The 25,642-nt window shown below is 70.2% G+C and carries 27 protein-coding genes; 17 read left to right on the top strand and 10 right to left on the bottom strand.

Annotated elements, in window-relative coordinates; genetic code table 11:
- The first annotated feature begins 6 nt into the window (after nucleotides 1-6).
- Both GX015_RS10240 and GX015_RS10235 read left to right on the top strand, forming a co-directional pair.
- The gene (locus GX015_RS10240) at nucleotides 7-291 is read left to right on the top strand and encodes a helix-turn-helix transcriptional regulator (RefSeq protein ID WP_291344914.1); all 285 of its coding nucleotides are present in this window, start codon (nucleotides 7-9) and stop codon (nucleotides 289-291) included.
- A 117-nt stretch (nucleotides 292-408) separates the two neighbouring features.
- A complete protein-coding gene (locus tag GX015_RS10235; RefSeq protein ID WP_291344900.1) occupies nucleotides 409-1,245 on the top strand; it encodes a PspA/IM30 family protein in 837 nt (278 codons plus the stop codon).
- A gap of 155 nt (nucleotides 1,246-1,400) precedes the next feature.
- Here the strand turns inward: GX015_RS10235 and GX015_RS10230 are convergent, their stop codons facing one another.
- Genes GX015_RS10230 through GX015_RS10220 form a run of 3 tightly spaced genes read right to left on the bottom strand, consistent with a single transcriptional unit; the run spans nucleotide 1,401 to nucleotide 3,321 of the window.
- Nucleotides 1,401-2,027 (bottom strand): energy-coupling factor transporter transmembrane protein EcfT, encoded by a 627-nt coding sequence (locus tag GX015_RS10230; protein WP_291344898.1) that lies wholly within the window; start codon nucleotides 2,025-2,027, stop codon nucleotides 1,401-1,403.
- On the bottom strand, nucleotides 2,027-2,710 hold the full coding sequence (locus GX015_RS10225; protein WP_291344896.1) for an ABC transporter ATP-binding protein: 684 nt from the start codon (nucleotides 2,708-2,710) through the stop codon (nucleotides 2,027-2,029). The genes GX015_RS10230 and GX015_RS10225 overlap by 1 nt, the downstream gene beginning before the upstream one ends.
- Nucleotides 2,707-3,321 carry a biotin transporter BioY gene (locus tag GX015_RS10220; protein WP_291344895.1) on the bottom strand — a complete coding sequence of 205 codons (615 nt, stop codon included), beginning with the start codon at nucleotides 3,319-3,321 and terminating at the stop codon, nucleotides 2,707-2,709. The genes GX015_RS10225 and GX015_RS10220 overlap by 4 nt, the downstream gene beginning before the upstream one ends.
- Before the next feature lie 153 nt (nucleotides 3,322-3,474).
- Between GX015_RS10220 and GX015_RS10215 the strand changes: the two genes are divergently transcribed.
- The 6 genes from GX015_RS10215 to GX015_RS10190 all read left to right on the top strand — a co-directional run bounded on the left by GX015_RS10215 (nucleotide 3,475) and on the right by GX015_RS10190 (nucleotide 9,366).
- Nucleotides 3,475-3,885 (top strand): ATP-binding cassette domain-containing protein, encoded by a 411-nt coding sequence (locus tag GX015_RS10215; RefSeq protein ID WP_291344894.1) that lies wholly within the window; start codon nucleotides 3,475-3,477, stop codon nucleotides 3,883-3,885.
- Between the two features lie 725 nt (nucleotides 3,886-4,610).
- Nucleotides 4,611-6,056 (top strand): FtsX-like permease family protein, encoded by a 1,446-nt coding sequence (locus GX015_RS10210; RefSeq protein ID WP_291344893.1) that lies wholly within the window; start codon nucleotides 4,611-4,613, stop codon nucleotides 6,054-6,056.
- 11 nt (nucleotides 6,057-6,067) lie between these two features.
- On the top strand, nucleotides 6,068-7,117 hold the full coding sequence (locus GX015_RS10205) for a YdcF family protein (protein ID WP_291344892.1): 1,050 nt from the start codon (nucleotides 6,068-6,070) through the stop codon (nucleotides 7,115-7,117).
- 44 nt (nucleotides 7,118-7,161) lie between these two features.
- On the top strand, nucleotides 7,162-7,368 hold the full coding sequence (locus tag GX015_RS10200; RefSeq protein WP_291344890.1) for a DUF3046 domain-containing protein: 207 nt from the start codon (nucleotides 7,162-7,164) through the stop codon (nucleotides 7,366-7,368).
- A 269-nt stretch (nucleotides 7,369-7,637) separates the two neighbouring features.
- Nucleotides 7,638-8,744, top strand: coding sequence for a recombinase RecA (gene recA / locus GX015_RS10195; protein WP_291344889.1), 1,107 nt, complete (start codon nucleotides 7,638-7,640; stop codon nucleotides 8,742-8,744).
- 67 nt (nucleotides 8,745-8,811) lie between these two features.
- The gene (locus GX015_RS10190; RefSeq protein ID WP_291344912.1) at nucleotides 8,812-9,366 is read left to right on the top strand and encodes a regulatory protein RecX; all 555 of its coding nucleotides are present in this window, start codon (nucleotides 8,812-8,814) and stop codon (nucleotides 9,364-9,366) included.
- A gap of 22 nt (nucleotides 9,367-9,388) precedes the next feature.
- On the opposite strand, the gene GX015_RS10185 is transcribed toward GX015_RS10190, so the two are convergent.
- The 4 genes from GX015_RS10185 to gluA are packed head-to-tail and all read right to left on the bottom strand — an operon-like array spanning nucleotide 9,389 to nucleotide 12,649.
- Complete coding sequence (locus GX015_RS10185; protein ID WP_291344887.1) at nucleotides 9,389-10,327, bottom strand: amino acid ABC transporter permease; 939 nt, start codon at nucleotides 10,325-10,327, stop codon at nucleotides 9,389-9,391.
- On the bottom strand, nucleotides 10,327-11,010 hold the full coding sequence (locus GX015_RS10180) for an amino acid ABC transporter permease (RefSeq protein WP_291344885.1): 684 nt from the start codon (nucleotides 11,008-11,010) through the stop codon (nucleotides 10,327-10,329). The genes GX015_RS10185 and GX015_RS10180 overlap by 1 nt, the downstream gene beginning before the upstream one ends.
- Nucleotides 11,011-11,024: 14 nt before the next feature.
- Nucleotides 11,025-11,915, bottom strand: coding sequence for a glutamate ABC transporter substrate-binding protein (locus tag GX015_RS10175; RefSeq protein WP_291344884.1), 891 nt, complete (start codon nucleotides 11,913-11,915; stop codon nucleotides 11,025-11,027).
- Between the two features lie 5 nt (nucleotides 11,916-11,920).
- The gene (gluA, locus tag GX015_RS10170) at nucleotides 11,921-12,649 is read right to left on the bottom strand and encodes a glutamate ABC transporter ATP-binding protein GluA (protein ID WP_291344910.1); all 729 of its coding nucleotides are present in this window, start codon (nucleotides 12,647-12,649) and stop codon (nucleotides 11,921-11,923) included.
- 373 nt (nucleotides 12,650-13,022) lie between these two features.
- On the opposite strand from gluA, the gene miaB reads away from it, so the two are divergent.
- Both miaB and GX015_RS10160 read left to right on the top strand, forming a co-directional pair.
- The gene (gene miaB, locus GX015_RS10165; RefSeq protein ID WP_291344908.1) at nucleotides 13,023-14,570 is read left to right on the top strand and encodes a tRNA (N6-isopentenyl adenosine(37)-C2)-methylthiotransferase MiaB; all 1,548 of its coding nucleotides are present in this window, start codon (nucleotides 13,023-13,025) and stop codon (nucleotides 14,568-14,570) included.
- Nucleotides 14,563-15,366, top strand: a complete 804-nt coding sequence (locus tag GX015_RS10160; RefSeq protein WP_291344883.1) for a hypothetical protein — start codon at nucleotides 14,563-14,565, stop codon at nucleotides 15,364-15,366. Before miaB ends, GX015_RS10160 begins: the two co-directional genes overlap by 8 nt.
- 30 nt (nucleotides 15,367-15,396) lie before the next feature.
- Here GX015_RS10160 and GX015_RS10155 read toward each other — a convergent pair whose 3' ends face one another.
- A complete protein-coding gene (locus GX015_RS10155; protein ID WP_291344882.1) occupies nucleotides 15,397-16,464 on the bottom strand; it encodes an NAD-dependent epimerase/dehydratase family protein in 1,068 nt (355 codons plus the stop codon).
- 7 nt (nucleotides 16,465-16,471) lie between these two features.
- Complete coding sequence (locus GX015_RS10150; protein WP_291344880.1) at nucleotides 16,472-17,809, bottom strand: DUF349 domain-containing protein; 1,338 nt, start codon at nucleotides 17,807-17,809, stop codon at nucleotides 16,472-16,474.
- Between the two features lie 137 nt (nucleotides 17,810-17,946).
- Between GX015_RS10150 and GX015_RS10145 the strand changes: the two genes are divergently transcribed.
- The 3 genes from GX015_RS10145 (at nucleotide 17,947) to dapF (ending at nucleotide 20,618) form a co-directional block, all read left to right on the top strand.
- Complete coding sequence (locus GX015_RS10145) at nucleotides 17,947-18,690, top strand: hypothetical protein (RefSeq protein ID WP_291344878.1); 744 nt, start codon at nucleotides 17,947-17,949, stop codon at nucleotides 18,688-18,690.
- A gap of 32 nt (nucleotides 18,691-18,722) precedes the next feature.
- On the top strand, nucleotides 18,723-19,631 hold the full coding sequence (miaA, locus tag GX015_RS10140) for a tRNA (adenosine(37)-N6)-dimethylallyltransferase MiaA (RefSeq protein WP_291344906.1): 909 nt from the start codon (nucleotides 18,723-18,725) through the stop codon (nucleotides 19,629-19,631).
- Nucleotides 19,632-19,715: 84 nt separating this feature from the next.
- Nucleotides 19,716-20,618, top strand: coding sequence for a diaminopimelate epimerase (gene dapF, locus GX015_RS10135; protein ID WP_291344904.1), 903 nt, complete (start codon nucleotides 19,716-19,718; stop codon nucleotides 20,616-20,618).
- Nucleotides 20,619-20,950: 332 nt separating this feature from the next.
- Here the strand turns inward: dapF and GX015_RS10130 are convergent, their stop codons facing one another.
- A complete protein-coding gene (locus GX015_RS10130; RefSeq protein ID WP_291344876.1) occupies nucleotides 20,951-21,733 on the bottom strand; it encodes a hypothetical protein in 783 nt (260 codons plus the stop codon).
- A gap of 258 nt (nucleotides 21,734-21,991) precedes the next feature.
- Here GX015_RS10130 and GX015_RS10125 point away from each other — a divergent pair, with 258 nt between their 5' ends.
- From GX015_RS10125 to hflX, 4 genes are all read left to right on the top strand, one after another.
- Nucleotides 21,992-22,309: a ferrous iron transport protein A gene (locus GX015_RS10125; protein WP_291344874.1), complete on the top strand. Its 318-nt coding sequence runs from the start codon at nucleotides 21,992-21,994 to the stop codon at nucleotides 22,307-22,309.
- A gap of 56 nt (nucleotides 22,310-22,365) precedes the next feature.
- Nucleotides 22,366-24,318: a ferrous iron transport protein B gene (feoB, locus tag GX015_RS10120; protein WP_291344902.1), complete on the top strand. Its 1,953-nt coding sequence runs from the start codon at nucleotides 22,366-22,368 to the stop codon at nucleotides 24,316-24,318.
- The gene (locus tag GX015_RS10115) at nucleotides 24,315-24,677 is read left to right on the top strand and encodes a FeoC-like transcriptional regulator (RefSeq protein ID WP_291344873.1); all 363 of its coding nucleotides are present in this window, start codon (nucleotides 24,315-24,317) and stop codon (nucleotides 24,675-24,677) included. Before feoB ends, GX015_RS10115 begins: the two co-directional genes overlap by 4 nt.
- A 108-nt stretch (nucleotides 24,678-24,785) precedes the next feature.
- A partial coding sequence (gene hflX / locus GX015_RS10110; RefSeq protein WP_291344872.1) for a GTPase HflX occupies nucleotides 24,786-25,642 on the top strand: 857 nt, incomplete at its 3' end.

Here is a 25,642-nt window from a genome sequence, read left to right as displayed (position 1 = left end):
ACGCCGCTGCCGGCCGCGGAACCGGCGCGTGAACCGCTGCTGCGCGAGGCCCTCGGCGAGGCGCTGCGCGACATCCGCACCCGCAACGGCATGACCCTGCGCGAGCTCTCCGATCTCGCCGCCATCAGCCCCGGCTACCTGTCCGAGCTGGAGCGCGGCCGCAAGGAGGTGTCGTCGGAACTGCTGGCGTCCGTGTGCCACGGACTGTCCGTGTCCGTCTCCGACGTCATCATCGACGCGGCCGGCAGCATGGCGCTGCACGCCGCCCAGCCCGAAATGGCCGCGATGTAGGTCGCATCGACCCGCGGCGCTGCTGCGCCGCGACAAGCCGCCGGGTATCCTGGGACGCCGGACGCCCGGGTCTCCCGCCCACTCCCGTCGACCCCCTGAGGAAGGTACCGAGCAACAATGGCAAACCCCTTCGCCAAGCTGTGGAACTACATGATGGCCCTGTTCGACTCGAAGATCGAGGAGAACGCGGACCCCAAGGTCCAGATCCAGCAGGCCATCGAAGACGCGCAGCGTCAGCACCAGGAACTTTCCCAGCAGGCGGCGGCCGTCATCGGCAACCAGCGCCAGCTCGAGATGCGCCTCAACCGTCAGCTCGCGGAGATCGAGAAGCTCCAGGGCAACACCCGCCAGGCGCTGCAGCTGGCCGACAAGGCCCGAGGCGAGGGCGACGAGGCCAAGGCCGTGGAGTATGAGAACGCCGCCGAGGCGTTCGCCGCCCAGCTGGTCACCGCCGAGCAGTCGGTCGAGGACCTCAAGGGCCTGCACGACCAGTCTCTGCAGCAGGCCGCGCAGGCGAAGAAGGCCGTGGAGCGCAACTCCATGGCCCTGCAGCAGAAGGTCGCCGAGCGCACCAAGCTGCTGTCGCAGCTGGAGCAGGCGAAGATGCAGGAGAAGGTCTCCGAGTCCCTGCAGTCGATGAACGAGCTGTCCTCCGGTTCGACGCCGAACCTGGATCAGGTGCGCGACAAGATCGAGCGCCGTTACGCCAACGCCCTCGGCCAGGCCGAGCTGGCGCAGAACTCCGTCCAGGGCCGCATGGCCGAGGTCGAGCAGGCCGGCGTCCAGCTGGCGGGCCACTCGCGCCTGGAGCAAATCCGCAACGAGATGCGCGGCGGCAACCAGCTGCCCTCCGGCGGTGCCCAGGGCGCCATCGAGCAGGGCCAGGGCGGCCAGTCCGGTGCGGCCGACCCGGCCGTCGAGGCCAAGCTGCGCGAGCTGCGCGGCGGCCAGTAGGGCGTAACGCCTCTCGCGCGAACGCTTTTGACGCGAAGAAGCCGGCGGCTGACCACGATGACGTGGTCGGCCGCCGGCTTTCGCCGTGTGACGCCTAGTCACCCAAGTCACCCAAGTCGCTCAAGTCGTCCTGGACGCCCTGGTCGTCCTAGTTTCTAGTCGCCGACGCCGCGGGCCAGCAGGGCGTCGGACATTGCGCGGGAGCGGCGGATGGTGCGGATGATCACCGGCACCCCGAAGGCGGTGACCGACGCCGAGGCGCCGCGGGCGCGGCGGGCGTCGAGCACCTCGCGCACCGCCTGCACCTGGAGGGGAATGAGGCGCAGGGTCAGCGACATGGCCAGCGAGATGGTGGACACCGGCAGGCCCAGCTTGCCCAGCGGCGCCAGGATCCGGTCGAAGGCGTCCATGAGGTCGGACACGCGGGTGGTCAACGTGAGCAGGGTCGCCGCGACGACGCAGGCGAGGATCTGCAGGAACAGCATGATGCCCAGTTCCCAATTTCCGGTCAGCCCCTGGATGATCGCGATGAACGCCAGCAACGGCACGGCGCCGAGCAGCTGCGACAGCGCGACCTTGAGCGGAATGCGCGCCACGGCGTAACCGCACAGCGCGATGGCCAGCGCGACGGCGGCGGTGGGGATGGTCCGGGCGAACACGGTCGCCACGAGAATGAACCCGACGACTAGACCGAGTTTCGGCAGCGCGGGCAAGCGGTGGACGGGGGAGTCGCGCTTGACGTACACCGACAGGGGCACGATGAGCGCGCCGCGGCCGGCCATCAGGCGCCCATCCTCGCGGCGTAGCCGGCGATGACCGTGCGGGGATCGCCGTCGTCGACGATGAGGCCGTCCTCGATGCAGATCACCCGGTCGAAGTCGGCGACGAAATCCAGGTCGTGGGTGACCACGATGAGCTGCTGCGCCAACCCCGCGAAAGTCGACGCCAGGAGCTTGCGGTTGCGCAGATCCAGCAGCGTCGTCGGCTCGTCGGCGATGACCAGCTCGGGTTCGAGGACGAGCACCGACGTGAGCGCCAAAAGCTGCTTCTGCCCGCCGGAGAGCAAATGCGGCGAATGGTCCGCGTGGTCGGCGAGATCGAAGCGTCGCAAAGCGGAAAGAGCGAGCTCCTCCCGGTCCTTCGGTGCGATGCCGCGCTGACGCAGCGAAAAGGAGACGTCCTCCGCCACGGTCGGCATGACGATCTGGTTGTCGGCGTCGGAGAAGACGAAACCGACGTTGCGGCGCACGTCGCGGCCCTTGCGGGCGGGATCGAGGCCGCCGACGTCGACGCGGCCGGTGGAGGCGTCCGCCAAGCCGTTGATCAGCCGCACGAACGTCGACTTGCCGCCGCCGTTGGGGCCGATGATGCCGATGCGGCGCTCGGACAGCTCGACCGTCACCGGGCCCAGGGCACGGCGGCCCTCGTAGTCGCAGGTGACGGAATCGAAGCGGATGACGGTCATCGGGCGGTGGTGTTCTCCGTGGTGGCGCGGTCGGTGGCGGTGCCGCCGGTGCGGCGGGCGGTGGGGCGCAGGTCCGGGAACGCGCGCAGCACCGGCGCCGCGATGAGCGCGGCGACGACGATCTTGATGATATCGCCCGGGATGAACGGGATGTTCACCAGAAGGGCCTCGACGAAGCCCATCTCGGCGCGGATCATCAGGCCCGCGGTGCCGAACAGGTACTGGACGACGACGCCGGCGAGGCCCGCGGCGATGAACAGGCCGATCATGGGGCCGGGGCGGTTCGGGCGGCGGACGGTGAGCAGGCCGATGACCAGCGCCGCGACGACGTAGCCGACCAGGTAGCCGACCGTCGTGCCGGGCAGCGCCGACAGCGTGGTGCGGAAGCCCGCCAGGTTCGGCACGCCGATGAGGCCGACGGCCAGGAACAACAGCACCGCCAAGGTGCCGCGGCGCCAGCCCAGCAGCATGGCGGTCAGGGCGATGCCCATGTTCTGCAGGACGATGGGGACGCCGGCGCCGCCGACGGGGATGGACACCGCGCCGAGGACGATGATGAGGGCCGCGAAGGCCGCGACGTAGACGAGGGTTTGGATCGCTGTTTTCTGCACGGAAAGTCATCCTAGCCGCCGGCTTGATCGGCGTTCAGGTGGGGCTGTCCGACGGCGGGTCCGGCGAGTCGTCCCCGGGTATGACCGGCCCGCCCCCGAAGATCATCCCGCCGCCCGATGGATTCGCCGGCCTGCGGAAATAGCGTCATGGACATGACATCGAACTCTTCAGACATTCTGGTGGCCCGCGGGTTGACCTCCGCGCACGGCGCCACCACCGTCTTCGCGGGCATCGACTTGGTGATCCGCGCGGGCGAATCCGTCGCCGTCGTCGGCCCCTCCGGCTCCGGCAAGACCACGCTGCTCCATGCGCTGTCCGGGTTGCGCCCGCCCGTGTCCGGCACCGTCCACTTCGCGGACTCTCGCGCGGGCGCCTGGCGCGAGGTCACGGCGATGAACGCCGAGGAGCGCACCGCACTGCGCCGCACCGGCTTCGGCATGGTGTTCCAGTCCGGGCATTCGCCGATGAGCCGACCGGTTCGCTCGACTCCCGGACGTCGGCCGGCGTCGTCGACGTCATGCTCGGCGCGGCGCGCGCTTCCGGGGCCTCGGCGGTCGTGGTGACGCACGATCCCGACGTCGCCGCGCGCTGCGACCGCGTCATCGACCTCGGATCGGTGGTGGCGGCGTGATCTCCGTGACCCTGGCCCCGGAGCATCGGGGATCGACTGCTTCACGACGGCCCGTCCCGTCTTCTTCGGCCGGGACATCGTTTCTGGCGCGCCGGTTGATCGCCGGCGGTGGCCGGGCGGACCGTTCGGTGGCGGCGCTGGCCGCGGCGGCGTGCCTGGTGGGCGCGCTCGTGGTGACCATCGTGCTCGGTGCCCTGCAAGCGACGCAGCAGCGCGCCACCGCCGAAGCGTGGCTCGCGCCGCAACGGGTCACCATGGAGGATGCGGGAGCGATCCTGCGCGCGGCGGACCGATACATAGACGGGCAGCGGTTCACCGTCGTCCGGTACGCGCCGATTCCGGGGCGCACCGCACCGGTCCCGCCGGGACTGGACGAGGCGCCGCGCCCCGGCGAGGTCTTCGCCTCCGCCGCGGCCGCGAAGGTGGGAGCGCCCGAGCTGGAGGGCAAGACCATCACCGGCGAGCTGGGCGAGGAGGCTCTGCGCAGCCCGGACGACCGGATTATCGTGATCGGCGAAGCCCCCGACTCGCCGGTCATGACCGAACCCGGATTCGTGGCTCAGTCCGGCATCGGAGCCAATCAGCCGCCCACCCCGATCGCCGCCTTCGGGGGGAGAGCCGCATCGCCTCAACTCGGCGTCGGAAACCACGAACTACGTGCATCTGACGGCGATCGCCGCCGTCCTGCTCATCGGTCCCGTGCTGTCGCTCATGGGGGCCGCAGCACGGCTCGGCAACGGGCGCCGCAACCGACGGGTGGCGCTGCTCCGGCTCGGCGGGATGTCTCGTCGTCAAGCCATCGCGCTGACCTCGGCGGAGGCCGCGGTGCCCGCCTTCGCCGGTGCTCTGGCCGGCGTCGCGGCCGCGGTCCCGGTCGCCGCGGCATTGTCGTACGTGCCGCTGCAGGGGCGCACGTTCGGGTTGTTCCAGTTGATGCCGTCGCCGGCGTGGTTGGCCGGCGTGGTCCCGGGCGTGGTGGCCCTCGCCGTCGTTTCGGCGCTGCTGCAGGTCCGGCCGGCCATCGCGGACCCCCTCGGGGTCGCGGACGCCCACGCCCCGAAGTCGTTGTCGTGGCTGCGCTGGGGCGTGATCTCCGCAGCCGGGTATGCCTGGTACCAGGTGTCCAAGCCCGGCTCCGACGGCGGCGGCGTGCTGCCGATGTTCGCGGCGCTCGCCATGGCGATGTCGCTGATCGGCCCCGTGCTCACCTCGCTGGCGGGCAAGCGCCTCGTGTCCCGGTTCCACCGTGGGCGCGGCGGGGTCCGGGCGCTGCTGGCCGGCCGCAGGCTGGTCGACGACCCGAGGGCCGCGTGGCGGATGGTGTCGGGCGTGGCATTCGCCGCCTTCATCGCCGGGTTCTTCGCGGGATTCGGCGGCGGCGACGGCCAAGTGGTGTGGGGCCGCGAGCATGTGCTCGAAGTCCCCGTCACCCAGCAGCAGGCCGCCGAAGCCGACGCCACGCTGGGACGCGCCCGCGCGGCCTTGGCGGCCGCATCGCCTGCGGCCGCCGCAACGGTGACGCTGGGGGAGCGGGGCTCGGTCGGCGGATTCGACGAGCACGCCCTCGACGGCACGGCGCCGGAACAGGTTTCCTACCTGTCGGTGCAGGTCGAACTGCCGGCCGACGATCCGGACGGCGCCGAGGCGATCCGCGGGGCGCTGGCCGCCGAGTTCCCCGCGGCCCCGCAGCTGACGGGCGGGGACATCCTGGCAGTCGAACAGAACTTCGCCGTGGACATGCCGCGAGCGTCGATCATCGTCCTGGCCATCGGCTTCCTCGTCGCGGCCACGGCGACGGCCGTCACCGCCGCCTCCGATGTGCTCGACGGACGGGCGCGCAACCGCAGGCTGCGGTCCTCCGGCGTCGGACTCGACGTCATCGACGGGGCCCGCGGCACGGAAATGAACGCGATCCTCGCGTCGACCATCGCCCCCGCCTTGGGCCTGGGCCTGTTCCTGGGGCTGCCGCTGTCGATGTCCGCTGGCGGCACGGGACTGCTGCAGGTGGGCATGGTCGCCGTCGCCGTCGTCCTCGGCATCGCGGCGATGAAGGGCGCGGTGCGCTTGTCCGCCGGATTGCTCGACTCCACGTCGCGCCCCTAGGAGAGTTCCCCATGCACATTTCACCCGTCTTCGTCGGAGCGCTCGTCGCCGGTGGCTTCCTGATGGCCGTGGCGGCGTGGCGCATCGCAGCGGACCGCCGCCGTCCCGCGTCCAGCATCCCGCTGGTCATGGGTATGATCCTCGTGTATCTCGGTGCGGTGGAGGCGGTGCATCACGTCAACGGGGAACTCGCGCTCATGATGGGCGCGGGACTATTGATCGGCGTGCTCGTGCCCTCCGTGCCCGTGACCGGAGCGGCCCTGATGTGGAACGGGGTCGTCGTCATGCGCAGGGAGGGCGTGCACGCGTCCACCGTGCTGCCCCTGCTCGCCGGCGTGACTCCGTTCCTGCTGTTGCCGGCCGTGCCGTTGTTGCTCGGCGGAGGCGAATCGGTGTTCGCCGTGGCCGGATTGGTGGCGCTGCTCTGCTACGCCTATCTGGGTTTCCTGCTGGTGGTCTACTCGGTCCATGCGCTGCTCTACGCCCGGTGGCCGCTTCCGCGCAGACTGGATGCGGTGATCGTGTTGGGCGCGGGGCTGGACGGTGACCGGGTGACGCCGCTGCTGGCGGGCCGCGTCGATCGGGCGATTGACTTGGCTCGGCGGTGCGCCGAGCGCTCGGCCGACGGCGCGTCCCCGCTGTTGGTGATGTCCGGCGGCCAGGGGGCCGACGAAGCGGTGGCGGAAGCCAGGGCGATGGCGCGGCACGCGGCCGCTGCCGGTTGGGAGGGCGACATCCGCGAGGAAGCCGAGTCGACGACGACGCTGGAGAATCTCCGATTGTCGGCGCGGCTGCTGGAAGCGGAAGGACTGGGGGCGGACACGTTGGGGCGCGAGGCCCGGGTCATGGTGGTGACCAGCGACTACCACGTGCTGCGGGCGGCGGCGCTGGCGCGCGGGCTCGGCGTGCCCTGGCAGGTCGCCGGTGCGCCGACGGCCCGCTATTACGTGCCCACCGCGTTTCTCCGGGAGTACGTTGCGTGGCTGTCCATCAACGGCCGCATTCACGCGTCGGTGGCGTCGGCGTTTCTCGCCGTCGCCGTGCTGGCGGCGTTCGCCTGAGCCGGGATCGAGGTGGTCGGTGCAGCCGGTGTTAACGTTGGCCCATGCGTTTGGCCGATTTCCACCGCTTCGTCGATGCCGAGTTCGGCGATTCCCACGGCCCCTGGCTGCTGGAGTCGCACGTGCTCGCGGAATACGGCGCCACGCCCGCCGAGTTGATCGAACGCGGCGTTGAACCGCGCGACGTGTGGTGGGCGCTGTGCCGGGACCATGACGTCCCGGAGGATCGCTGGTTGGGGCCCGACGACTGAGTCTGCGTCTCGACGAGTTTCGGCGTGTTCCGGCGCGCATTCGAACGGGCTTTCGTCTATAGTCGAACGCGTGCGGACCGCGTATCCGCCCGGCCCTGTACAACGACGGGTGTGGGCGGCGAGGGTGCCGCGGAAAAACAAAATGGAACCGATTCGCTCCGGGGCGCGTCCAATTGGGCGTGACGCAAACATTGGCGCCGGGCGCGCATCAGGTACGGGACGAAACGGATCTAGGCGCGACGGAGACGACGCGCGAACAGGAGACCAAAATGGCGAGGAAGAAGACGACGGCCACCGCGGGCGGCGGCGATCGGCTCAAGGCGCTCGATGTCGCGCTGGCGAACATCGAGAAGGATTTCGGCAAGGGCGCGGTGATGCGCCTGGGCGACGAGGATCGTCCGCCGATTCGGGCGATTTCGTCGGGCAACATCGCCATCGACGTGGCGTTGGGCATCGGCGGATTCCCGCGCGGCCGCATCGTGGAGATCTATGGCCCGGAGTCTTCGGGCAAGACCACGGTGGCGCTGCACGCGATCGCCGAAGCGCAGCGCGCCGGCGGCATCGCGGCGTTCATCGACGCGGAGCATGCACTTGACCCGGAGTACGCCCGCAAGCTGGGCGTGGACACGGACAACCTGCTGGTCTCGCAGCCGGACAACGGCGAGCAGGCGCTCGAGATCACCGACATGCTGGTGCGGTCGGGTGCCATCGACATCATCGTGGTCGACTCCGTGGCGGCCCTGACTCCGAAGGCCGAAATCGACGGCGAGATGGGCGATTCCCACGTCGGCCTGCAGGCGCGCTTGATGAGTCAGGCGCTGCGCAAGATGACCGGCGCGGTGTCCAACTCCGGCACCACGGCGGTGTTCATCAACCAGCTGCGCGAGAAGATCGGCGTGATGTTCGGTTCGCCGGAAACCACCACGGGCGGCAAGGCCCTGAAGTTCTACGCGTCCGTGCGCTGCGACGTGCGCCGCATCCAGACGCTGAAGGACGGCCAGGACGCGGTGGGCAACCGCACCAAGCTGAAGATCGTCAAGAACAAGGTCTCGCCGCCGTTCAAGATCGCCGAGTTCGACATCATCTACGGCCAGGGCATTTCCCGCGAGGGGTCGATCCTGGACATGGGCGTGGACAACGGGATCATCAAGAAGTCGGGCTCCTGGTTCACGTACGAGGGCGACCAGCTGGGCCAGGGCAAGGAGAAGTCGCGCGAGTACCTGCGCGCGAACCCGGATCTCGCCGCGGAGCTGGAGGACAAGATCAAGCGGAAGCTGGGCGTCGGCGAGTACGCCAACCTCACCGAGGAGCCGGACGCGGATGCCCCGGTCGACGTCGTGCCGGACATCGACTTCGACGACGAGGACGACGAGTAGGAGAGGGGCGCCGCACGTGGCGGAACGTTCGGAGCGCGATGCGAAGCTGGAGAAGCTCCGCATCGCGATGGAGAAGGTCGCCGCCGAGGGCGGTGAGCCGATCATCGACGCCGACGCCGAAGCGGCGAAGGCGCCGATCCGATCCCGCGCGTTGCGGCTCCTCGACCAGCGGGCGAGGTCGCGCGCCGAGTTGCGCGGCCGGCTCGCCGAGAACGACGAGTGGCCGGGGGCCGCGATCGACGAGGTCCTCGACGATCTGACGGCCGCCAGGCTCCTCGACGACGCCCACTTCGCCTCCGAATGGGTGCGTCAGCGCCATGCGGTGCGGGGGAAGTCTCGGATGGTGCTCGACCGTGAATTGAGCGAAAAGGGCATTGCGCCGCACCTTCGCGAGGAAGCGCTGGAGCAAATCACCGACGCCGACGAGTCCCACATCGCGCGGGCGTTGGCGGCGAAAAAGGCGGGCACCATCAAGTCCGCGCCGACGGGCCGGGCGGAGCGGGACAAGGACCTGCGCCGCGTCGTCGGCGTCTTGGCCAGGCGCGGTTTCAACCAGGGCCTCTCCATGGCGATCGCGCGCGAAGCACTCGACGCCCGCTACTCCGAACTGGGTTCGGGATAGCGGGCGCCGGGGGCGGGGTCGGCTATTCGCCGGGGTTCTTGATTTCCTGGTACTCCGGATCGTGCCAATCGACGTTGACCTCGTCCTTCGTGTCCAGCCCCTGATCGGGCTGGTGCGGGACCGCCGCCACGATGTTGCGGCGCGCACGGCCGGCGCGGAGCTGATGCTCGATGCGCTGGGCCACCCGGGTCAAGGCGAAGTTGATCAGGAACATGATCGCCGCGACGACGACGAGGGCCGCGAAGAAGTTGCGGTAGTACGACGCCGACTGGATGCCGGAGCGCACCACCTCGATGTAGCCGATGGTGTAGCCCAGCGCCGAATCCTTCAGCGCGATGACCATCTGCGCGATCAACGCCGGCAGCATCGCCGCCACGGCCTGCGGCAGCAGAATCTTGATCATCGTCTGCTGGCGCGTCAGGCCCAGGGCAAGGGCGGCCTCCGTCTGGCCCTTCGGCAGCGACATGATGCCCGACCGCAGGATCTCGGCGATGACCGAACCGTTGTACAGCGTCAGGCCGAAGACCACTGCGGCGAAGGACAGGAACGCCGACGGGAAGACCGCGTACTGGGCGAAGAGCTGATACGAGAAGATGATCAGGATCAGCACCGGCACCGCACGGAAGAACTCCACGAGAACTCCGCAAATCCACCGGATCCACGCGGTCTCCGCCAGCCGACCGAGTCCGAGCGCGGCGCCGATGACCAGCGCGAGCACGATGGACAGCGCAGCCGCCGTCAGCGTGCCGAACAAGCCGGGCAGCAGATACGTCGTCCACGTCGTCGAATTGAGGAACGGCGACCACTTCTCCGCCTCGAACTGCCCGTTGGCGGCCAGGGTCGAACCGACCCACCAGGCCGCGACCAGCGTGACCACGATGGTGGCCGCCGTCAGAATGAGATTTGTCCTGCGTCCCCGGGGGCCCGGGGTGTCGTACAGGACGGTTGCCCGAGTGCTCATCAGTGCTTCACCGCCAACTTCCGTCCGGCCCGGCCGAAGAGCAGGCCCATGGGCAATGTGAGGATCACGAAGCCGAGCGCGAAGATCCCGAAGGTCGGGAACAGCAGATCGGCGTTGTTCTCCAGCGTCTCCTTCATCAGCAGCGACGCTTCCGCGACGCCGATGATGGACGCGATGGTCGTGTTCTTGGTCAACGCGATGAACGTGTTGCCCAGGGGGATGATCGCGGCCCGCAGGGCCTGCGGGAAAATGATCCTCGAAAACACCTGGCCGAAGGGCAGTCCCAGCGAACGCGCCGCCTCGGCCTGGCCGAACGGCACGGTGTTGATGCCCGACCGCAGCGACTCAGCCACGAATGCCGCGGTGTAGAGCGTGAAGCCCAGCACTGCGAGCCAGAAATTGTTGTTGACGATGAAGTCGTCGTTTTCCGGGGCGAGCGCCAGGCCCAGATTCTGGTACAGGCCGATCGAACAGAACAGCACGATCAACGTCAGCGGCGTATTGCGCAGCAGCTCGATGTACCCCGTGGCCAGCGACCGCAGGATGCCCACCGGGCTCACGCGCATCGCCGTGAGGATCGTGCCCAGGATCAGCGAGCCGACGGCGGAAAAGAACGTCAGCTTGATGGTCACCCAGAACGCCGGCAGCAATGCGGGGCCGACGTCGGTCCACAATTGATTCATTGTGCTCCAGCCCCCTAACTTTCTTCCAGGAAGGACAGGTCGCCGATGGCGTCTTCGCCCGCGGTGTCCGCGTTGTCGCCGAGATTGCGCTCGAGGATCCTGCGGAACTCGCCGGACTCGTACATCTCGCGCAGGGCCCCGTTGATGGCCTCCGTCGACGCTTCATCGCCCTTGGCGTGGCCGATGCCGTAATGCTCGTTGGTGAACGGCTCGCCATCCGGCTTCGTCATGGGCACGACCCGCAGTTCGTCGTCGTACTGCACCGCGTAGCCCGCCAGGATCGTCGCGTCCGTGGTCAAGGCGTCGACCTTGCCGCGGTACAGGGCCTCCACGCAGGACGAATAGGAGTCGAACTCCTGGAGCTGCACGCCCGGCAACGCGTCCTTGATCTTCTGCGCCGACGTGGACCCGGTCACCGAGCACAGTTTGCGGCCGGCATTGAGGTCCTCGAGCGAATCGAGGGACCGGTCGTCGTCGCGGACCAGGAGCGCCTGGTTCGTCAACAGGTACGGGCCGCCGAAGTCGACGGCCTTCGCACGGCCGGCGTTGATGGAATACGTGGCGGTGATCATGGTGACCTCGCCGTTGTTGATCAGCGTCTCGCGCTGCACCGACGGGGTCTCGCGCCAGGTGATCTGCGGGTGCGCCCAGCCGTTGGCGTCGGCGATGTGATTGACCACGTACGTGGCCACGTCGACGTCGACGCCCGCCATCGACTTGTCGGGGTGGCGCAGGCCAAGTCCGGGCTGGTCGTACTTGGTGCCCAGGATCACCTCGCCGCCCTCGATGTCGTCGAGGACGCTGCGCGGTTCGGTCGAGCCGCAGGACACCAACGCCGCGGCCGCGCCGAGCACGGTGACGGCGACGGTAGCCCGCCGGAGAAGGAAATTGTTCGGCCTCATCATCGCCCCTAATGCCCGAGGATCTTGCCCAGGAAGTCCCGGGCGCGATCCGTGGAGGGGGAGTCGAAGAAGGTGTCGGGGTCGGTGTCCTCGATGATTTCGCCGTCGGCCATGAACAGGATGCGGTCCGCGGCCTTGCGCGCGAAGCCCATCTCGTGGGTCACGCACACCATGGTCATGCCCTCCTTGGCCAGCGACGCCATGACGTCGAGGACCTCGTTGACCATTTCGGGGTCGAGCGCCGACGTCGGCTCATCGAAAAGCATCACCTTGGGGTTCATGGCCAGGGCCCGGGCGATGGCCACGCGCTGCTGCTGGCCACCGGAGAGCTGCGCCGGGTACTTGTCGGCCTGGGCGGCGATTCCCACCCGGTCCAGGAGGTCCATGGCCAGTTTCTCGGCATCGGACTTGGACATCTTCCGCACCTTCATGGGCGCCAGGGTGACGTTGTCCCGGATGGTCAGGTGAGAGAAGAGATTGAAGGACTGGAAGACCATGCCGACGTCGGCGCGCAGCTTCGCCAGCTGCTTGCCTTCCTCCGGAAGCTTCGCGCCGTCGATGTAGATGGCGCCTTCCTCGATGGTGTCCAGGCGATTGATGGTCCGGCACATGGTGGACTTGCCCGACCCGGACGGGCCGAGCACGACCACGACCTGTCCGCGGGGAATCTCCAGGTTGATGTTCTTCAGCGCATGGAAATCGTCGAAGTACTTCTCGACGCCTTCCATCCGGATCATGGCGGTGCCGCCGCCGGCATGTGTATCGGTCATGAAAATGAAGTTACTCCGGCCACACTCGCGAATAAAAGAGTCGAACGCCACATCGTGTTTCCGTTTCGTTAATTGTCCGGTAACCGATCCGGCCTGGTGTGCCCGTTTCGGGTGAACGCATGCATCGTGCTCCGAAATCCGGGCACGGTCGGGCCCCGCCGTGCCGGACGATGCGGACGCGGGGTGCGGCGGCGGGCCGTCGTCAAGCGATGGCGCCCGGGCAATTGGGGAACCCGCCCCCGGTCGCGATACCCTTTCCCGCGTGACGCACGCCAGCCCCAAAACCAGCCCCACCACCCCGAACGCCCCCGGAGCGGCTCCCGGACCCCGCACCTACGAGGTGCGCACGTTCGGCTGCCAGATGAACGTCCACGACTCCGAGCGCCTGTCCGGCCTGCTCGAGGACAACGGCTACACGGCCGTCGCGGAAGGCGAGCGGCCGGACCTGGTGGTCTTCAACACCTGTGCCGTGCGCGAGAACGCCGACAACCGCCTCTACGGCACGCTGGGCCGGCTCAAGCCGATCAAGGACGAGCACCCGGGCATGCAGATCGCCGTCGGCGGCTGCCTGGCGCAGAAGGACAAGGCGACCGTGGTGAAGAAGGCGCCGTGGGTCGACGTGGTCTTCGGCACCCACAATCTCGGCTCGCTGCCCGCGCTGCTGGAGCGCGCCGCCCACAACCACGAGGCGCAGGTCGAGATCAAGGACGCGCTGGAGGACTTCCCGTCGGTGCTCCCGGCCAAGCGCGAGTCGCCGTACGCGGGCTGGGTGTCGGTGTCCGTGGGCTGCAACAACACCTGCACGTTCTGCATCGTGCCGTCGTTGCGCGGCAAGGAGCGCGACCGCCGCCCGGGCGACATCCTCGCCGAGGTGCAGGCGCTGGTGGAGCAGGGCGTGTCCGAGGTGACCCTGCTGGGGCAGAACGTCAACGCCTACGGCGTGCATTTCGACGACCCCGAGCTCGAGCGCGACCGCAGCGCGTTCTCCAAGCTGCTGCGCGCCTGCGGCGACGTCGAGGGCCTGGAGCGCGTGCGCTTCACCTCGCCGCACCCCGCGGAATTCACCGACGACGTCATCGATGCCATGGCCGAGACCCCCAACGTCGCCCCGCAGCTGCACATGCCGCTGCAGTCGGGCTCGGACAAGGTGCTCAAGGAGATGCGCCGGTCCTACCGGTCGAAGAAGTTCCTGGGCATCCTGGACAAGGTCCGCGAGCGGATGCCGCATGCGGCGATCACCACCGACATCATCGTCGGCTTCCCCGGCGAGACCGAGGAGGATTTCCAGGCGACCCTCGACGTCGTCGAGCGCGCCCGGTTCACCTCGGCCTTCACCTTCCAGTACTCGCCGCGCCCGGGCACCCCGGCAGCGGACATGCCGGACCAGGTGCCGCCGGCGGTGGTCAAGGAACGCTACGGCCGCCTCATCGCGCTGCAGGAGCGCATCAGCGAAGAGGAGAACGCCAAGCAGGTCGGCCGCACGCTCGAGTTGCTGGTCACCGCCGGCGACGGCAAGAAGAACGCCGAGACCCTCCGCATGTCGGGCCGCGCGATCGATGGACGGCTGGTCCACTTCGCGCCGGTTGCGGCGGGCGCGGGGCCGGGCACGGATTCGCTTGACGACGCCGACCGCCCCGACATCGACGGCGAGATCCGTCCCGGCGATTTCGTCACCGTCACCGTGACCGAGTCGGCGCCGCACTTCCTCATCGCCGACTCCGGCGTCACCGGCCATCGCCGGACGCGGGCGGGCGACATGTGGGCGGCGGGCAATACCCCGACCACCGCGCCGATCGGGGTGGGACTAGGCTTGCCCGCGGTGGGTCGGCCGTCTGCGTCGGCCGCGGACCAGACGAGGAACCAGGACAGGGGTTGCGGTTGTGACTGACCAGAACGTGGCACCGGGCGGTGGCGCGGCGGCGGCCGGCGGGAACGCGGGGCCCGGCGAGCGCGACAAGCTCGCCGAGTTCCGCGGGGACCTGCGGTCGGCGGAGCGGAAGGCCAGCGGCGAAATCCAGCTGGGCCGGCAGGTGGTGCCCATGGGCGTGCTGCTGGTCGGGTTGATCTTCACGTTCTTCGCCCCGCATTCGGGCAGCGTGCTCGGCTTCGACGTCCTGCTGGACACCGACGTCGCCCGCCAGTACTTCACCATGGTGCCGGAGCGGGTGTACACGATCATCTTGCTCGTGGGCATTCTGCTGGTCATCGCGACGATCCTGTCGCGTTCGGCCGTGGTCGCCTTCGTGACGTGGACCGTGTCGTGCATTCAGGCGGTGTACTCGGTGTTCGCCGGGTGGATGCGCCAGTCGCGGCCGCCGTCGGAGGCGTCCGAGGGCATCGGCTGGGGCCTGGCCCTGGGCATCGCGTTTTCCATTGCGATGGCCATCACCATGTGCTTCGTGGTGTTCCGCAAGTCGACGTTCCAGGCTGCGCTTGCCGCCGCCCGGCGCGAGGAGGTCCACGAGGACCCCGTGCTGCGCGCCCAGCAGCAGTACCTGCGAGCCGGCCTCATCGACAACACCGGCACCGAGGTCGACTCCATGGTCGACGATCGCCGCGACCGCTCGAAGCGGCGCCGCGAGCAGCGGGCCGCGGAGGGCTCGGATCAGACGTCCGAGCAGCTTGATCAGACCGAGAAGCCCGGCCAGACCGAGCAAACCCAGCAGGCCCAGCAGTCCGAGTAGCGGGCACCGGCCCCGGGAGGACCCCGCCGATCAGCCGCCCGTCCGTTCGCGGACGACGTCGCGGAGCGAATCGGCGGGGTCCTTCGGGTTCCACCCCAGGTCCGCCCGCGCCCGGTCGGTGCGGAACACCCCGGGCGAGCGCAGAGTGTGCAGCGCGTAGGACGTGAACAGCGGCGGCTTCCGCAGCATCCGGTACCAGCCCTCGGCCAGGGGAGCGACGCCGCGCGCGAACCACATGGGCAGCACGCTCGTCAGCGTTCGCTTGCCGACGGCCGACCGGCACACCCGCACGATCTCCGCCATGTCCATTCGCCGCGCCGTGAGGATGTACGACGCCCCCGGGCGGCCCCGTTCGGCCGCCTCGATGCAACCGGCGGCGACGTCGCGGACGTCGACGAAGTCGTAGCCGCCGTCGACGTCGGACGTCAGGGAACCGTCGGCGATGTCGCGGACCAGGGCGGTGAGGTAGCCGTCGCCGGGGTCTCCCGGGCCGACGATGCCCGAGGGCATGACGACGACCGTCGACAGCTCCCCGTCGTCGGCGTCGAGGACCAGTTGGGTGGCCTCCGCCTTCGTCTTCGCGTAGCCGCCGACCACGGCGTCGGGGTCGAAGACAGCCGGCTCCACGATGGGATCGGAGGCGTCGGCGGGCTCGGGGATGGCGTGGACCGAGGAGACGTAGACCAGGCGGGCGGCGCCGTGGCGTCGGCACGCATCGATGACCTGCCGAGTGCCGCCGACGTTGACGTCGCGGACCTCCGGTGCCACCCGCGACTCGATGGTGATGCGGCTGGCCAGGTGGTGGACGGTGATCCGCGGGTGGGCGGAAGCGCCGGAGGAACCGGGGGAGACGGGCGAATCAGGCGAGCCGGGGGAGAGCCCCGCGAAGAGACGGTCGAGGTCCTCGGCGGATCGCGCGTCGCCGTGGACGGCGGTCAGCCGCAGCCCGTCGAGGGCGGACAGGTCGTCACCGGGTCGGACCAGCACCCGCAGCTCATCGCCGCGGGCCGCGATCAGGCGCCACAGGTGGGAACCGAGAAACCCCGCCGCGCCCGTGACCACGGAGACTCGGCGGGGTTCGGCGCTGCCATGCGGCATGGGGACGCTACATCTCCTCGAGGGCGCGCTCGGCGGCGTCGGCCCATTCGCGCCACTGGGCGGCCTGGGCGCGGGCGTCCTCGGCCTTCTTGGCCTTTCCGGCGGCCTCGAACTCGGCGGCCTTGGCCTCGAAGTCGGCGGCGCGGTCGGCGAACTGCTTCACGCGGGCCTGGGCCTCGGGGTCGGTGCGGCGCCACTGCGAGTCGGCGGCCTCGGAGACGCGGCGCTCGAGGGCGCCGATCTTGTCCTCGAACTCGCGGACGCGGCCGCGGGGCACGTATCCGATCTCCTCCCAGCGCTCCTGGAGCTTGCGCAGCTCGGAGCGGGCATGCTCGAGGTCCTTGTCGGGGCGGATGCGGTCGTCGTACTCGGCGAGCAGCGCCTCCTTGGCCTCCGCGTTGGCCTCGAATTCCTTGTCGCGCTCGGCGTTGACGGCGTTGCGGGCGGCGAAGAACGTGTCCTGGGCGCCCTTGAAGCGCTTCCACAGCTTGTCGTCGATCTCGCGCGGCGCCCGGCCGGCTTCCTTCCACCGGGACATCAGGTCGCGGTAGGCGGCGGCGGTGCCGCCCCAGTCGGTCGAGTGCTGCAGGGCCTCGGCCTCCTCGATGAGCGCCTCCTTCGCGGCGCGGGCCGATGCGCGGTTGCGGTCGAGCTCGGCGAAGTGGCTGCCGCGTCGCCGGTTGAACGAGTCGCGGGCGCGGGAGTAGCGCTTCCACAGCTGGTCGTCGGTCTTGCGGTCGATGCCGCGGATCTGCTTCCACTCGTCGAGGATCGTGCGGATGCGGTCGCCCGCCACCTTCCAGTCCTCGGAGTTTTCGGCGATGTCCTCGGCCTCGGCGGCGAGCTTTTCCTTCTTCTCGATCGCCGCGGCGCGGCGCTGCGCCTTGTCGGCCTTGGCCTTCTCGCCGGCCTCGTCGGCATGGGTCAGCACCACGGCCAGCCGCTTGTCCAGGGCCTCCAGGTCGCCGACGACGGCCGCCTCGGGCAGCTGCGCCTTCAGCTCCTCCGCGGAGGAGCGCACGGTGGCCGCCTCCTCCGGGTGGGATTGGATGCGCGCCTCGAGCAGCTCGATCTCGGTGGCCAGGTCGTCGTAGCGGGCGCCGTAGTGCGCCAGCCCTTCCTCGGGGGTGCCGGCCTGCCACGATCCGACCTGGCGCTCGCCGTCGCCGGTGCGGACCCACACTGCTCCGTCGTCGTCGACGCGGCCCCACTTGGTGGGATCGGTCTTGCGGGGGACGACCGGGGCCGGCGCCGGAGTGCCCGCGGCCGCGGGGCGGCGGGGCATGCCTCCCGGGCGAGGGCCGGGGCGGGGGCCGGGCTTCGGGGTGGGGGTGTTGTCGGTCATGGGTTCTATCCAATCGGTGCTTTAGCCGCGCGGCACGGCTGCCGGATCACATTCCTCCCATCGAGTATCGCAAACGTCGGCCCCTCGCGCCGCAACCGTCGCCGGACGGGTGCCGCGGGCCGGGTAGATTCGATGCCGTGACTCGACGACTCCTGCTCATCCCCGGTGCGCCTTTGCTGGTACCGGAGCTGTCCGGCGCCGATGAGGGGGCCGCGCAGGTGCGGGTCGCGGTGCTGTCCGCGGCCCGGCGGGTGCTCGGCGATGGCGCGGGGTCGGGGGCCGGACGGTCGCGCCCGCTCATCGTTCGTCGCCCGGATGATCGCTTTGCGACGTCCCACGCCGGCTCCTTCCGCGCCTGGGGCGCGGACGTCGAGGTCGGCGGCGGGCAACATCTGCCGGAGCTCGTGGCCCGTTGGGTGGTGCAGGAGTCGGGGCTGGACCCCGAGCACGTCGACGTCGCCGCGCAGTTCCCGGACCCGTTCGAGATCGGCGATGGCGGCGCGGAGATGGACGCAGACGGTGACGAGGGCGGTCCCCCGATCATCGTCGTCGCCGAAGGCCCGTCGGCGCTGACCGCCCGTGCGCCGCTGACGCTGTTGCCGGAGTCCGCACCCATCGACGACGTCTGCGCCGCCATCGCGGAGGGCAGGTTCGGCGACGACCCCGGCGACGACCCCGACCCCGGCCACGACCCCTTCGGCGAGTTCGGGCCGGCGCTGTGCGATTCGGTGGGGTTGCACACGATGGGCGTGTGGCAGGACCTGGCCGCCTTCGGCGCCGAGCTGAGCCTCGACGCCCGGTCGTTCAGCGCCCGGGAGACGTATCGGGGTGCGCCGCACGGCGTCGGCTACCACGTGGCGGAATGGGAGTGGGAGGCTTGAGCGTGAACGGGAACAAGAGCGGCGACGGGGGCGTGACGCCCATCGCCGTCATCGGCCCGACGGCGTCCGGCAAGTCCGATCTCGGGCTGGCGTTGGCGGAGGAATTCGGCGGGGAGATCGTCAACGTCGACTCCATGCAGCTCTACCGGGGGATGGACATCGGCACCGCGAAGCTGACGGTGGAGGAGCGCCGCGGCATCCCGCACCACCAGCTCGACGTCCTCGACGTCTCCGAGCCCGCGTCGGTGGCCACGTACCAGGAGGAGGCCGTCGCCGACGTCGAGGCGATCATGGCGCGCGGCAACGTCCCCATCCTCGTGGGCGGATCCATGCTCTACGTCCAGGCGCTCGTCGACGATTGGCGTTTCCCGCCGACCGATGCCGCCGTCCGTGCCAAGTGGGAGGCCAAGCAGGATGCGGTGGGCGTCGAAAAGCTCCATGACCACCTGGCCACCGTCGACCCGGCCGCGGCCGCGATCATCGAGCGGCGCGACCCGAGGCGCATCGTGCGGGCCCTGGAGGTCATCGAGCTGACCGGCGAACCATTCGGGGCGTCGAAGCCGCCGATCGACGCGCCGCCGCGGTGGGGCACGCGGATCCTCGGGCTGGGCACCGAGGCGGACTGGCTCAACGAGCGCATCGAGCGCCGCACCCGTCTGATGTTCGAGCGCGGCCTCATGGAGGAGGTCGACGTGCTGCTCGGCCAGGGGCTCCGCGACGGCGTCACCGCCTCTCGGGCGATCGGATACGCGCAGGTGCTGGCGCATCTCGACGGCGAATACGACCTCGCCGAGGCCGTCGAGCGCACCATCACGGGCACGCGCCGCTACGTGCGCCGCCAAAAGTCGTGGTTCCAGCGCGATCCCCGCGTGACGTGGCTCGACGCCGCCGGTACCGGGCAGAACGCGGTGCGGGAGCAGGCGCTGGCCGCGTTAACGTGACGGCAACATCGGGCGCGTAACATTCGGGCGATGAGCTCGAACACGCATGGATCGCACGCCGCCGGGGCGCGCACCGCCGACGTGATGCCGTCGTCGGGCACGCTCGCCTTCGTCAAGGGGCACGGCACGGAGAACGACTTCGTCATCGTCGACGACGCCGCCGTCGACGTGGAATTGACCGATCGCCTCGTCGCCGCGCTGTGCGACCGCCGTGCGGGCGTGGGCGGGGATGGTCTGCTGCGGGTGGCCCGCGCAGGGGCGCTGGTCGATGCGGGCGTGCTCGCCGCGCTGCCCCGCGCCGGCGCGGCCGACGAGGTCCGCGCCGACGACTGGTTCATGGACTACCGCAACGCCGACGGCTCCATCGCCGAGATGTGCGGCAACGGGGTCCGCGTATTCGCCCATCACCTGTTCGCGGCGGGCTTGGCCGAGGAGATGTCGGCGCTTCGCGTGGGCACGCGCGCGGGGGTCAAGGTCGTGTCGCTTCACGACGTCTCGTCCACCCGCGCCACCGTGTCCGTCGACATGGGCGCGCCCGTGGTGCTGGGGGCGGCGACGGCGTTTCTGGGGGAGGGCCGGTACGCGGGCGTCGGCGTCGACATGGGCAACCCGCATCTGGCGTGCGTGCTGCCGGGGCTCGACGCGGAGGGCCTGGCTCAGCTGAATCTGGCCGGCGTTCCCGACGTCGACGCCGAGATGTTCCCGGACGGGGTGAATCTGGAGATCCTCACGCCGTTGGAGGATTCCGGCGACGTCCACATGCGCGTCATCGAGCGCGGCGTGGGGGAGACCCGTTCCTGCGGCACCGGAACCGTCGCGGCCGCCGTGTCCGCGCTGGCCGATGCTGGGCGGGGCACCGGCGTCGTCGACGTCCACGTGCCCGGCGGCACCGTGACCGTGGAGGTCACCGAGTCGACGTCGATTCTCACCGGCCCGTCGAGGCTGGTCGCCCGCGGCGAGATCGAGCTGTCCGCGCTGCGCCGCTGAGGGATCCGATTCGGGCAATCGAACAGCCGGCTCGTCATTGGTTTGATCCGGGCCGGCGGCCGCATGGGGCCGGAAGAATTCTGCGCTGACCCGTCGTTTCCGCTGCACGACACGCCGATGGAATCGCGACACGCCGAGCAAGAATGCAGCGGAAACGACACCGCAGTGCGGAGTTCCGAAGCTTGCACGTCCGTGGTGCTGGAGTGGCGGATGTGGTCGCCGAGCTTCAGTTGAGGGCCGGGAATGAGGGAGGGCGTTAGGCGCCGGAACGGGGGCCCAGGACGAAGGGCCCGGAACGAGAGACTCGGACGAGAGGCCGGAGGTGGCGTGGCCTAGTGGCCGCCGCAGCCGCCCGATCCGCAGCCGCAACCGCCGTCGCCGCAGGAGTCGCCGCAGCCCTGGGGCGCGATGACCTCGCCGACGAGCAGGAAGTCGCCGGACACGACGGTGCCGATCTGCGGCTCCGGGATGACGTCGGCGGACACGAGTACGTCGAGGGGCAGCGGCACGTCCAAGTGCAGCACCCAGAACTCCTGGCCGGTGAGCCGGTTGACGCGCTTGACCGCGGCGTTGACCACGCCGGACAGCGTCGCCGACGCATCCGGGGCCTTGGTGCCGGCCGCCGCACCCGTCACGGCCTCGGCGCCGGTGAAGCGGACTCCGCCGGGCTTCTCGCCGGTGCGGGCCTCGTACGCGGCGGCGTCGACGTCGACGGTGGCGTCGATGCCCAGCGCCGCGAGGTTCACGTGCTCGAAGGTCTGGGTGCCCTCGTCGACGAGCAGCGGCGACTGCGCCAGGTGGCACGTGGCGGTGGCCACGACCTTGTCGAAATTCGGGTGCGAGGGATCGTCGGCGACGATCTCGATGAGCGCCAGGACGTCGTCAAGCGCGGAGACGTGCGCCGTGACCTGCGTCAGTCCCGCGAACCCGGCGAACGTGGAAAACGGCTCGACGCCCAGCACGTGCAAGCGCGCGCCCGACGGGTCCTCGAAGCGGACGAGCTGCCCGCCGCGGACCTCGCCGATCACGGACAGGTGCTCGGTGGCGATGGCCGCCTCGATGGCGTCCTGCCAGCGCGGGTAGTCGAGGCCGATGCTCTTCAGGTCGGAAGTCATGGTGATGCATCTTAGTCCCGGGCGCTGCGGGAACCGATTCGCGCGGCTGCGCGGCGAGGCAGCGGCGGTGGTCGAGCGTCGGGGTTCGTGGGCGTGACGACGTGTGACGCAATCGTCATCGGCCGTGCCTCGAAGGGGCTAGCGTTCGCCTATCGCCCAGGGCTAGGCTGACCTTAGTTGTTTGAGCCAGTCTGCGCTTTCCACTCCGGAAGAACGCGGCCGGCTCGTCGGACCGGGTTCACTGGGAGGAATGCCACCATGGCCATTCGCGTGATGGGCGGACGGGCGCGCGGCGCGCGCGGGGGAGCAGCGACCGTGCGGGAGATGGAGCCGGCGGCCGCCGACGCCCCCGTGCACCGGCGGCTGTGCGACGTCGCCGTGGGGCAGACCGTCGTGCTCTCCGCCCCGCGCACCGAACCCCGCCTGTGCCGCCGCCTCGCCCAGCTGGGCCTGCGGCCGGGCATGAGCGTGACCGTCGGCCCGAAGACCGCCGGCGGCGGACGGGTGATCAAGGCGGGCACGTCCCGCTACGCCATCGACCGCGCCACGCTCGAGCTCATGGACGTCCTGCGGTGAGCTCGGTGACCGCCGCCAACGGGCGGGAGGGGCGCACCGCGCCGAAGCAAATCGCCATCGCGCCCAGCTGCCACGCCTGCGCGGGAGGATCGCCCGCGCCCACGGGATCGCCGGTGATCGGGCTGGTGGGCGCCCCCAACTCCGGCAAGTCGACGCTGTTCAACGCCCTGACCGGCGCGAAAGCCCAGATGGGCAACTGGCCGGGCACCACCGTCGAGGTCAGTCGCGGCGCCTGGAAGGCCGGTGACGTCACTTACGACGTCATCGATTTCCCCGGGGCGTACTCCCTCGACGCGATGAGCCCCGACGAGGAGCTCACCCGCGAGATGCTGATCAGCCGCGGCGTCGAGGACCGACCCGATCTGGTCATCGTCGCCGTCGACGCGACCGCCCCCGCCCGCGGCCTGTACCTCTTCTCGGAGATCGCCGAGCACCCGTACCGCCTCGTCGTCGTGCTGACCAAGACCGACGTCGCCGCCGCCCAGGGCGTCGAGGTCGACGCCGGCGCCATGCAGGAGGCCCTCGGCGTGCCCGTCGTCGCCGTCGACCCGCGTCGCCGCTCCGGCGTCGACCAGGTCCGCGTCGCCGTCGCCGGTGCCATGACCGGGTGCGCCCGCGTCATCCGGCCCGTCGCCGGCGGGCCGGGAGACGCCGCAGATCTTGACGCCGCCGACGAGGCCCGGTTCGCGTTCATCGATCGCATCGTCGCCGCCTCGACCACCCACGTGGGCGAGAAGCCGACCTGGTCCGACCGCATCGACCGCGTGGCACTCAACCCCTTCGCGGGCCCTCTGCTGTTCCTCGGCGTGATGTGGGTGGTCTTCCAGATCACCACCGTGGTCGCCGCGCCCCTGCAGGACGGACTGGAGACGCTGGTCACCGGACCGTTCTCGGACTGGACGCGATCGGCCATGGCGGCGATCGGCCTCGGTGGGCCGGTGCCGACGGGCCTGGTCGTCGACGGCCTCATCGGAGGCGTGGGCATGGTGCTGACCTTCGCACCGCTCATGGCGCTGATGTTCCTGTGCCTGGCGGTGCTGGAGGATTCCGGCTACATGGCCCGCGCGGCGGTGGTCACCGACCGCGTCATGCGCGCGATCGGCCTGCCCGGCAAGGCGTTCATCCCGCTCATCGTCGGCTTCGGCTGCAACGTCCCGGCGATTTCGGCGACCCGCGTGCTGGGCAATCCGCGCCACCGGATCCTCACGGCGCTGCTCATCCCGTTCACGTCGTGCAGCGCCCGCCTAACGGTGTACGTCATGCTCGCCGCGGTGTTCTTCCCGGGCTCGGCGGGCACGGTCGTGTTCGTCATGTACCTGGTCTCCATCGGCCTGGTCGTGCTCACCGGCCTGGTGCTGCGGCACACGCTGTGGCGCGCGATGCCGTCGGAGCCGCTGGTCATCGACCTGCCCGGCTACCAGCTGCCCATGCCGCGGCTGGCGCTGTCCGTGGCGTGGACGCGGCTGAAGGGCTTCCTGAAGACCGCCGGCGGCATCATCGTGGTCACCGTCGTCGCGGTGTGGGCGCTGATGTCCGTGCCCGCCGCCCCCGGTTACGCCTTCGCCGACGAGAACCTGCCCCCGCGCGATTCGGCCTACGGCGTGGTCTCCGAAACCGTGTCACCGGTGTTCGAGCCCGCGGGCTTCGGGTCGTGGTCGCTGACGGGCACGCTGCTGACCGGTTTCGTGGCCAAGGAAGCGGTGATTTCCACGTGGGCGCAGACCTACGCGGTGGAGGACGTCACCGACGCCGGGGCCGACGAACAGCGCACCAGCCCGTTGGCGGACAACATCCGCGCCGACTTCGATCGCGCCTCCGGCGGCCACGGTCTCGCCGCGGTGTGGGCCTTCATGATCTTCCTGCTCGCCTACACCCCGTGCGTGGCCACGCTGGCCGCCCAGAAACGCGAGATCGGCCTGAAGTGGACGATGTTCGGCCTGGGCACGCAGCTCGTCGGCGCGTGGCTGCTGGCCGTCGCGGTCTTCCAGATCGCGAGGCTGTTCCTGTGAGCCCGTTCCCGGCCTTCCCGTTCAAGTCCCGCCGCCACGGAACCACGCGATTGCGTGACGACGCCCATGTGCCCGTGACCACCCCGCTCGCCGCCGTGCGCGGCGCCATCGCGGACGGGGCGGTGTCCCGCGCCGACATCGCGGACCGCACCGGACTGGCCCGGGCCACCGTGGACGCGGCCATCGAACACCTCGAGCGCACCGGATCGCTGCGCCGGGAGCGGATGGTGTCGTCGTGCCCGTCGAGCGGCTGCGGCGGCTGCGCGCATGCGGCGGCGGACGGGTCCGCGTGCTCGTCGTCAAGCAACGGCGCGGGGGATCGGGGACCCGTCGCGCTCATGCTCACCCGCAGGTGCTGATTTCCGGGGCCCGGACGGCCGGGGCGCGCCTGCGGCGCGCTCGAATGACCGGGATACGGGCTTTTCCGGTGGTCGTGCGACAATGGGCGGAACATGACTGAAACCCCCATGAACGACAGTTACCCCGACGAGACGCCCGTCGACCGCGACGTGCGGCCCACCGTCGGCGACATGGACCTCGAGGCGCGGTCCTCGCTGCGCCGCCTCACCCGCGCCGCGACGCACACCACCGACGCCGAGGACATCACCGAGGTCGAGTACCGCCAGCTGCGCCTGGAACGGGTCATCCTGCTCGGCGTGTGGACGCAGGGCACCCTGGCCGAAGCCGAGGCCGCGATGGGAGAGCTCGCCGCGCTGGCCGAAACCGCCGGCTCCGAGGTCCTCGAATCCGTGCTGCAGCGACGAGACAAGCCCGACCCCGGCACGTACATCGGGTCCGGCAAGGTCGCGGAGCTGAGGGACATCGTCAAAGCCACCGGCGCCGACACCGTCATCGCCGACGGCGAGCTCTCGCCCGGCCAGCTGGTCGCGCTGGAGGACAAGCTCGACGCCAAGGTCATCGACCGCACCATGCTCATCCTGGACATCTTCGCCCAGCACGCGAAGTCGAAGGAGGGCAAGGCGCAGGTGTCGCTGGCCCAGATGCAGTACCTGATCACGCGACTGCGCGGCTGGGGCCATTCGCTGTCCCGCCAGGCGGGCGGCCGCGCCGGCTCGAACGGCGGCGTGGGCCTGCGCGGCCCCGGTGAAACGAAGATCGAGACCGACCGCCGGCGCCTGCGCCAGGACATGGCGCGCATCCGCCGGGAACTCGAGGGGATGAAGACCTCCCGCGAGGTCAAGCGCGCCCGCCGCAAGGCCGGGCACCTGCCGCGCATCGCCATCGCCGGGTACACCAACGCCGGCAAGTCCTCGCTGCTCAACGCGCTGACCGGGGCGGGCGTGCTCGTGGAGGACGCGCTGTT

Origin of the sequence: Corynebacterium sp., from assembly GCF_012837295.1 — a bacterium.
In the GTDB taxonomy this organism is placed as follows: Bacteria; Actinomycetota; Actinomycetes; order Mycobacteriales; family Mycobacteriaceae; genus Corynebacterium.
The sequence above is the reverse complement of the archived record's forward strand: the minus strand, read 5'-3'. Positions and strand labels throughout refer to the sequence as shown.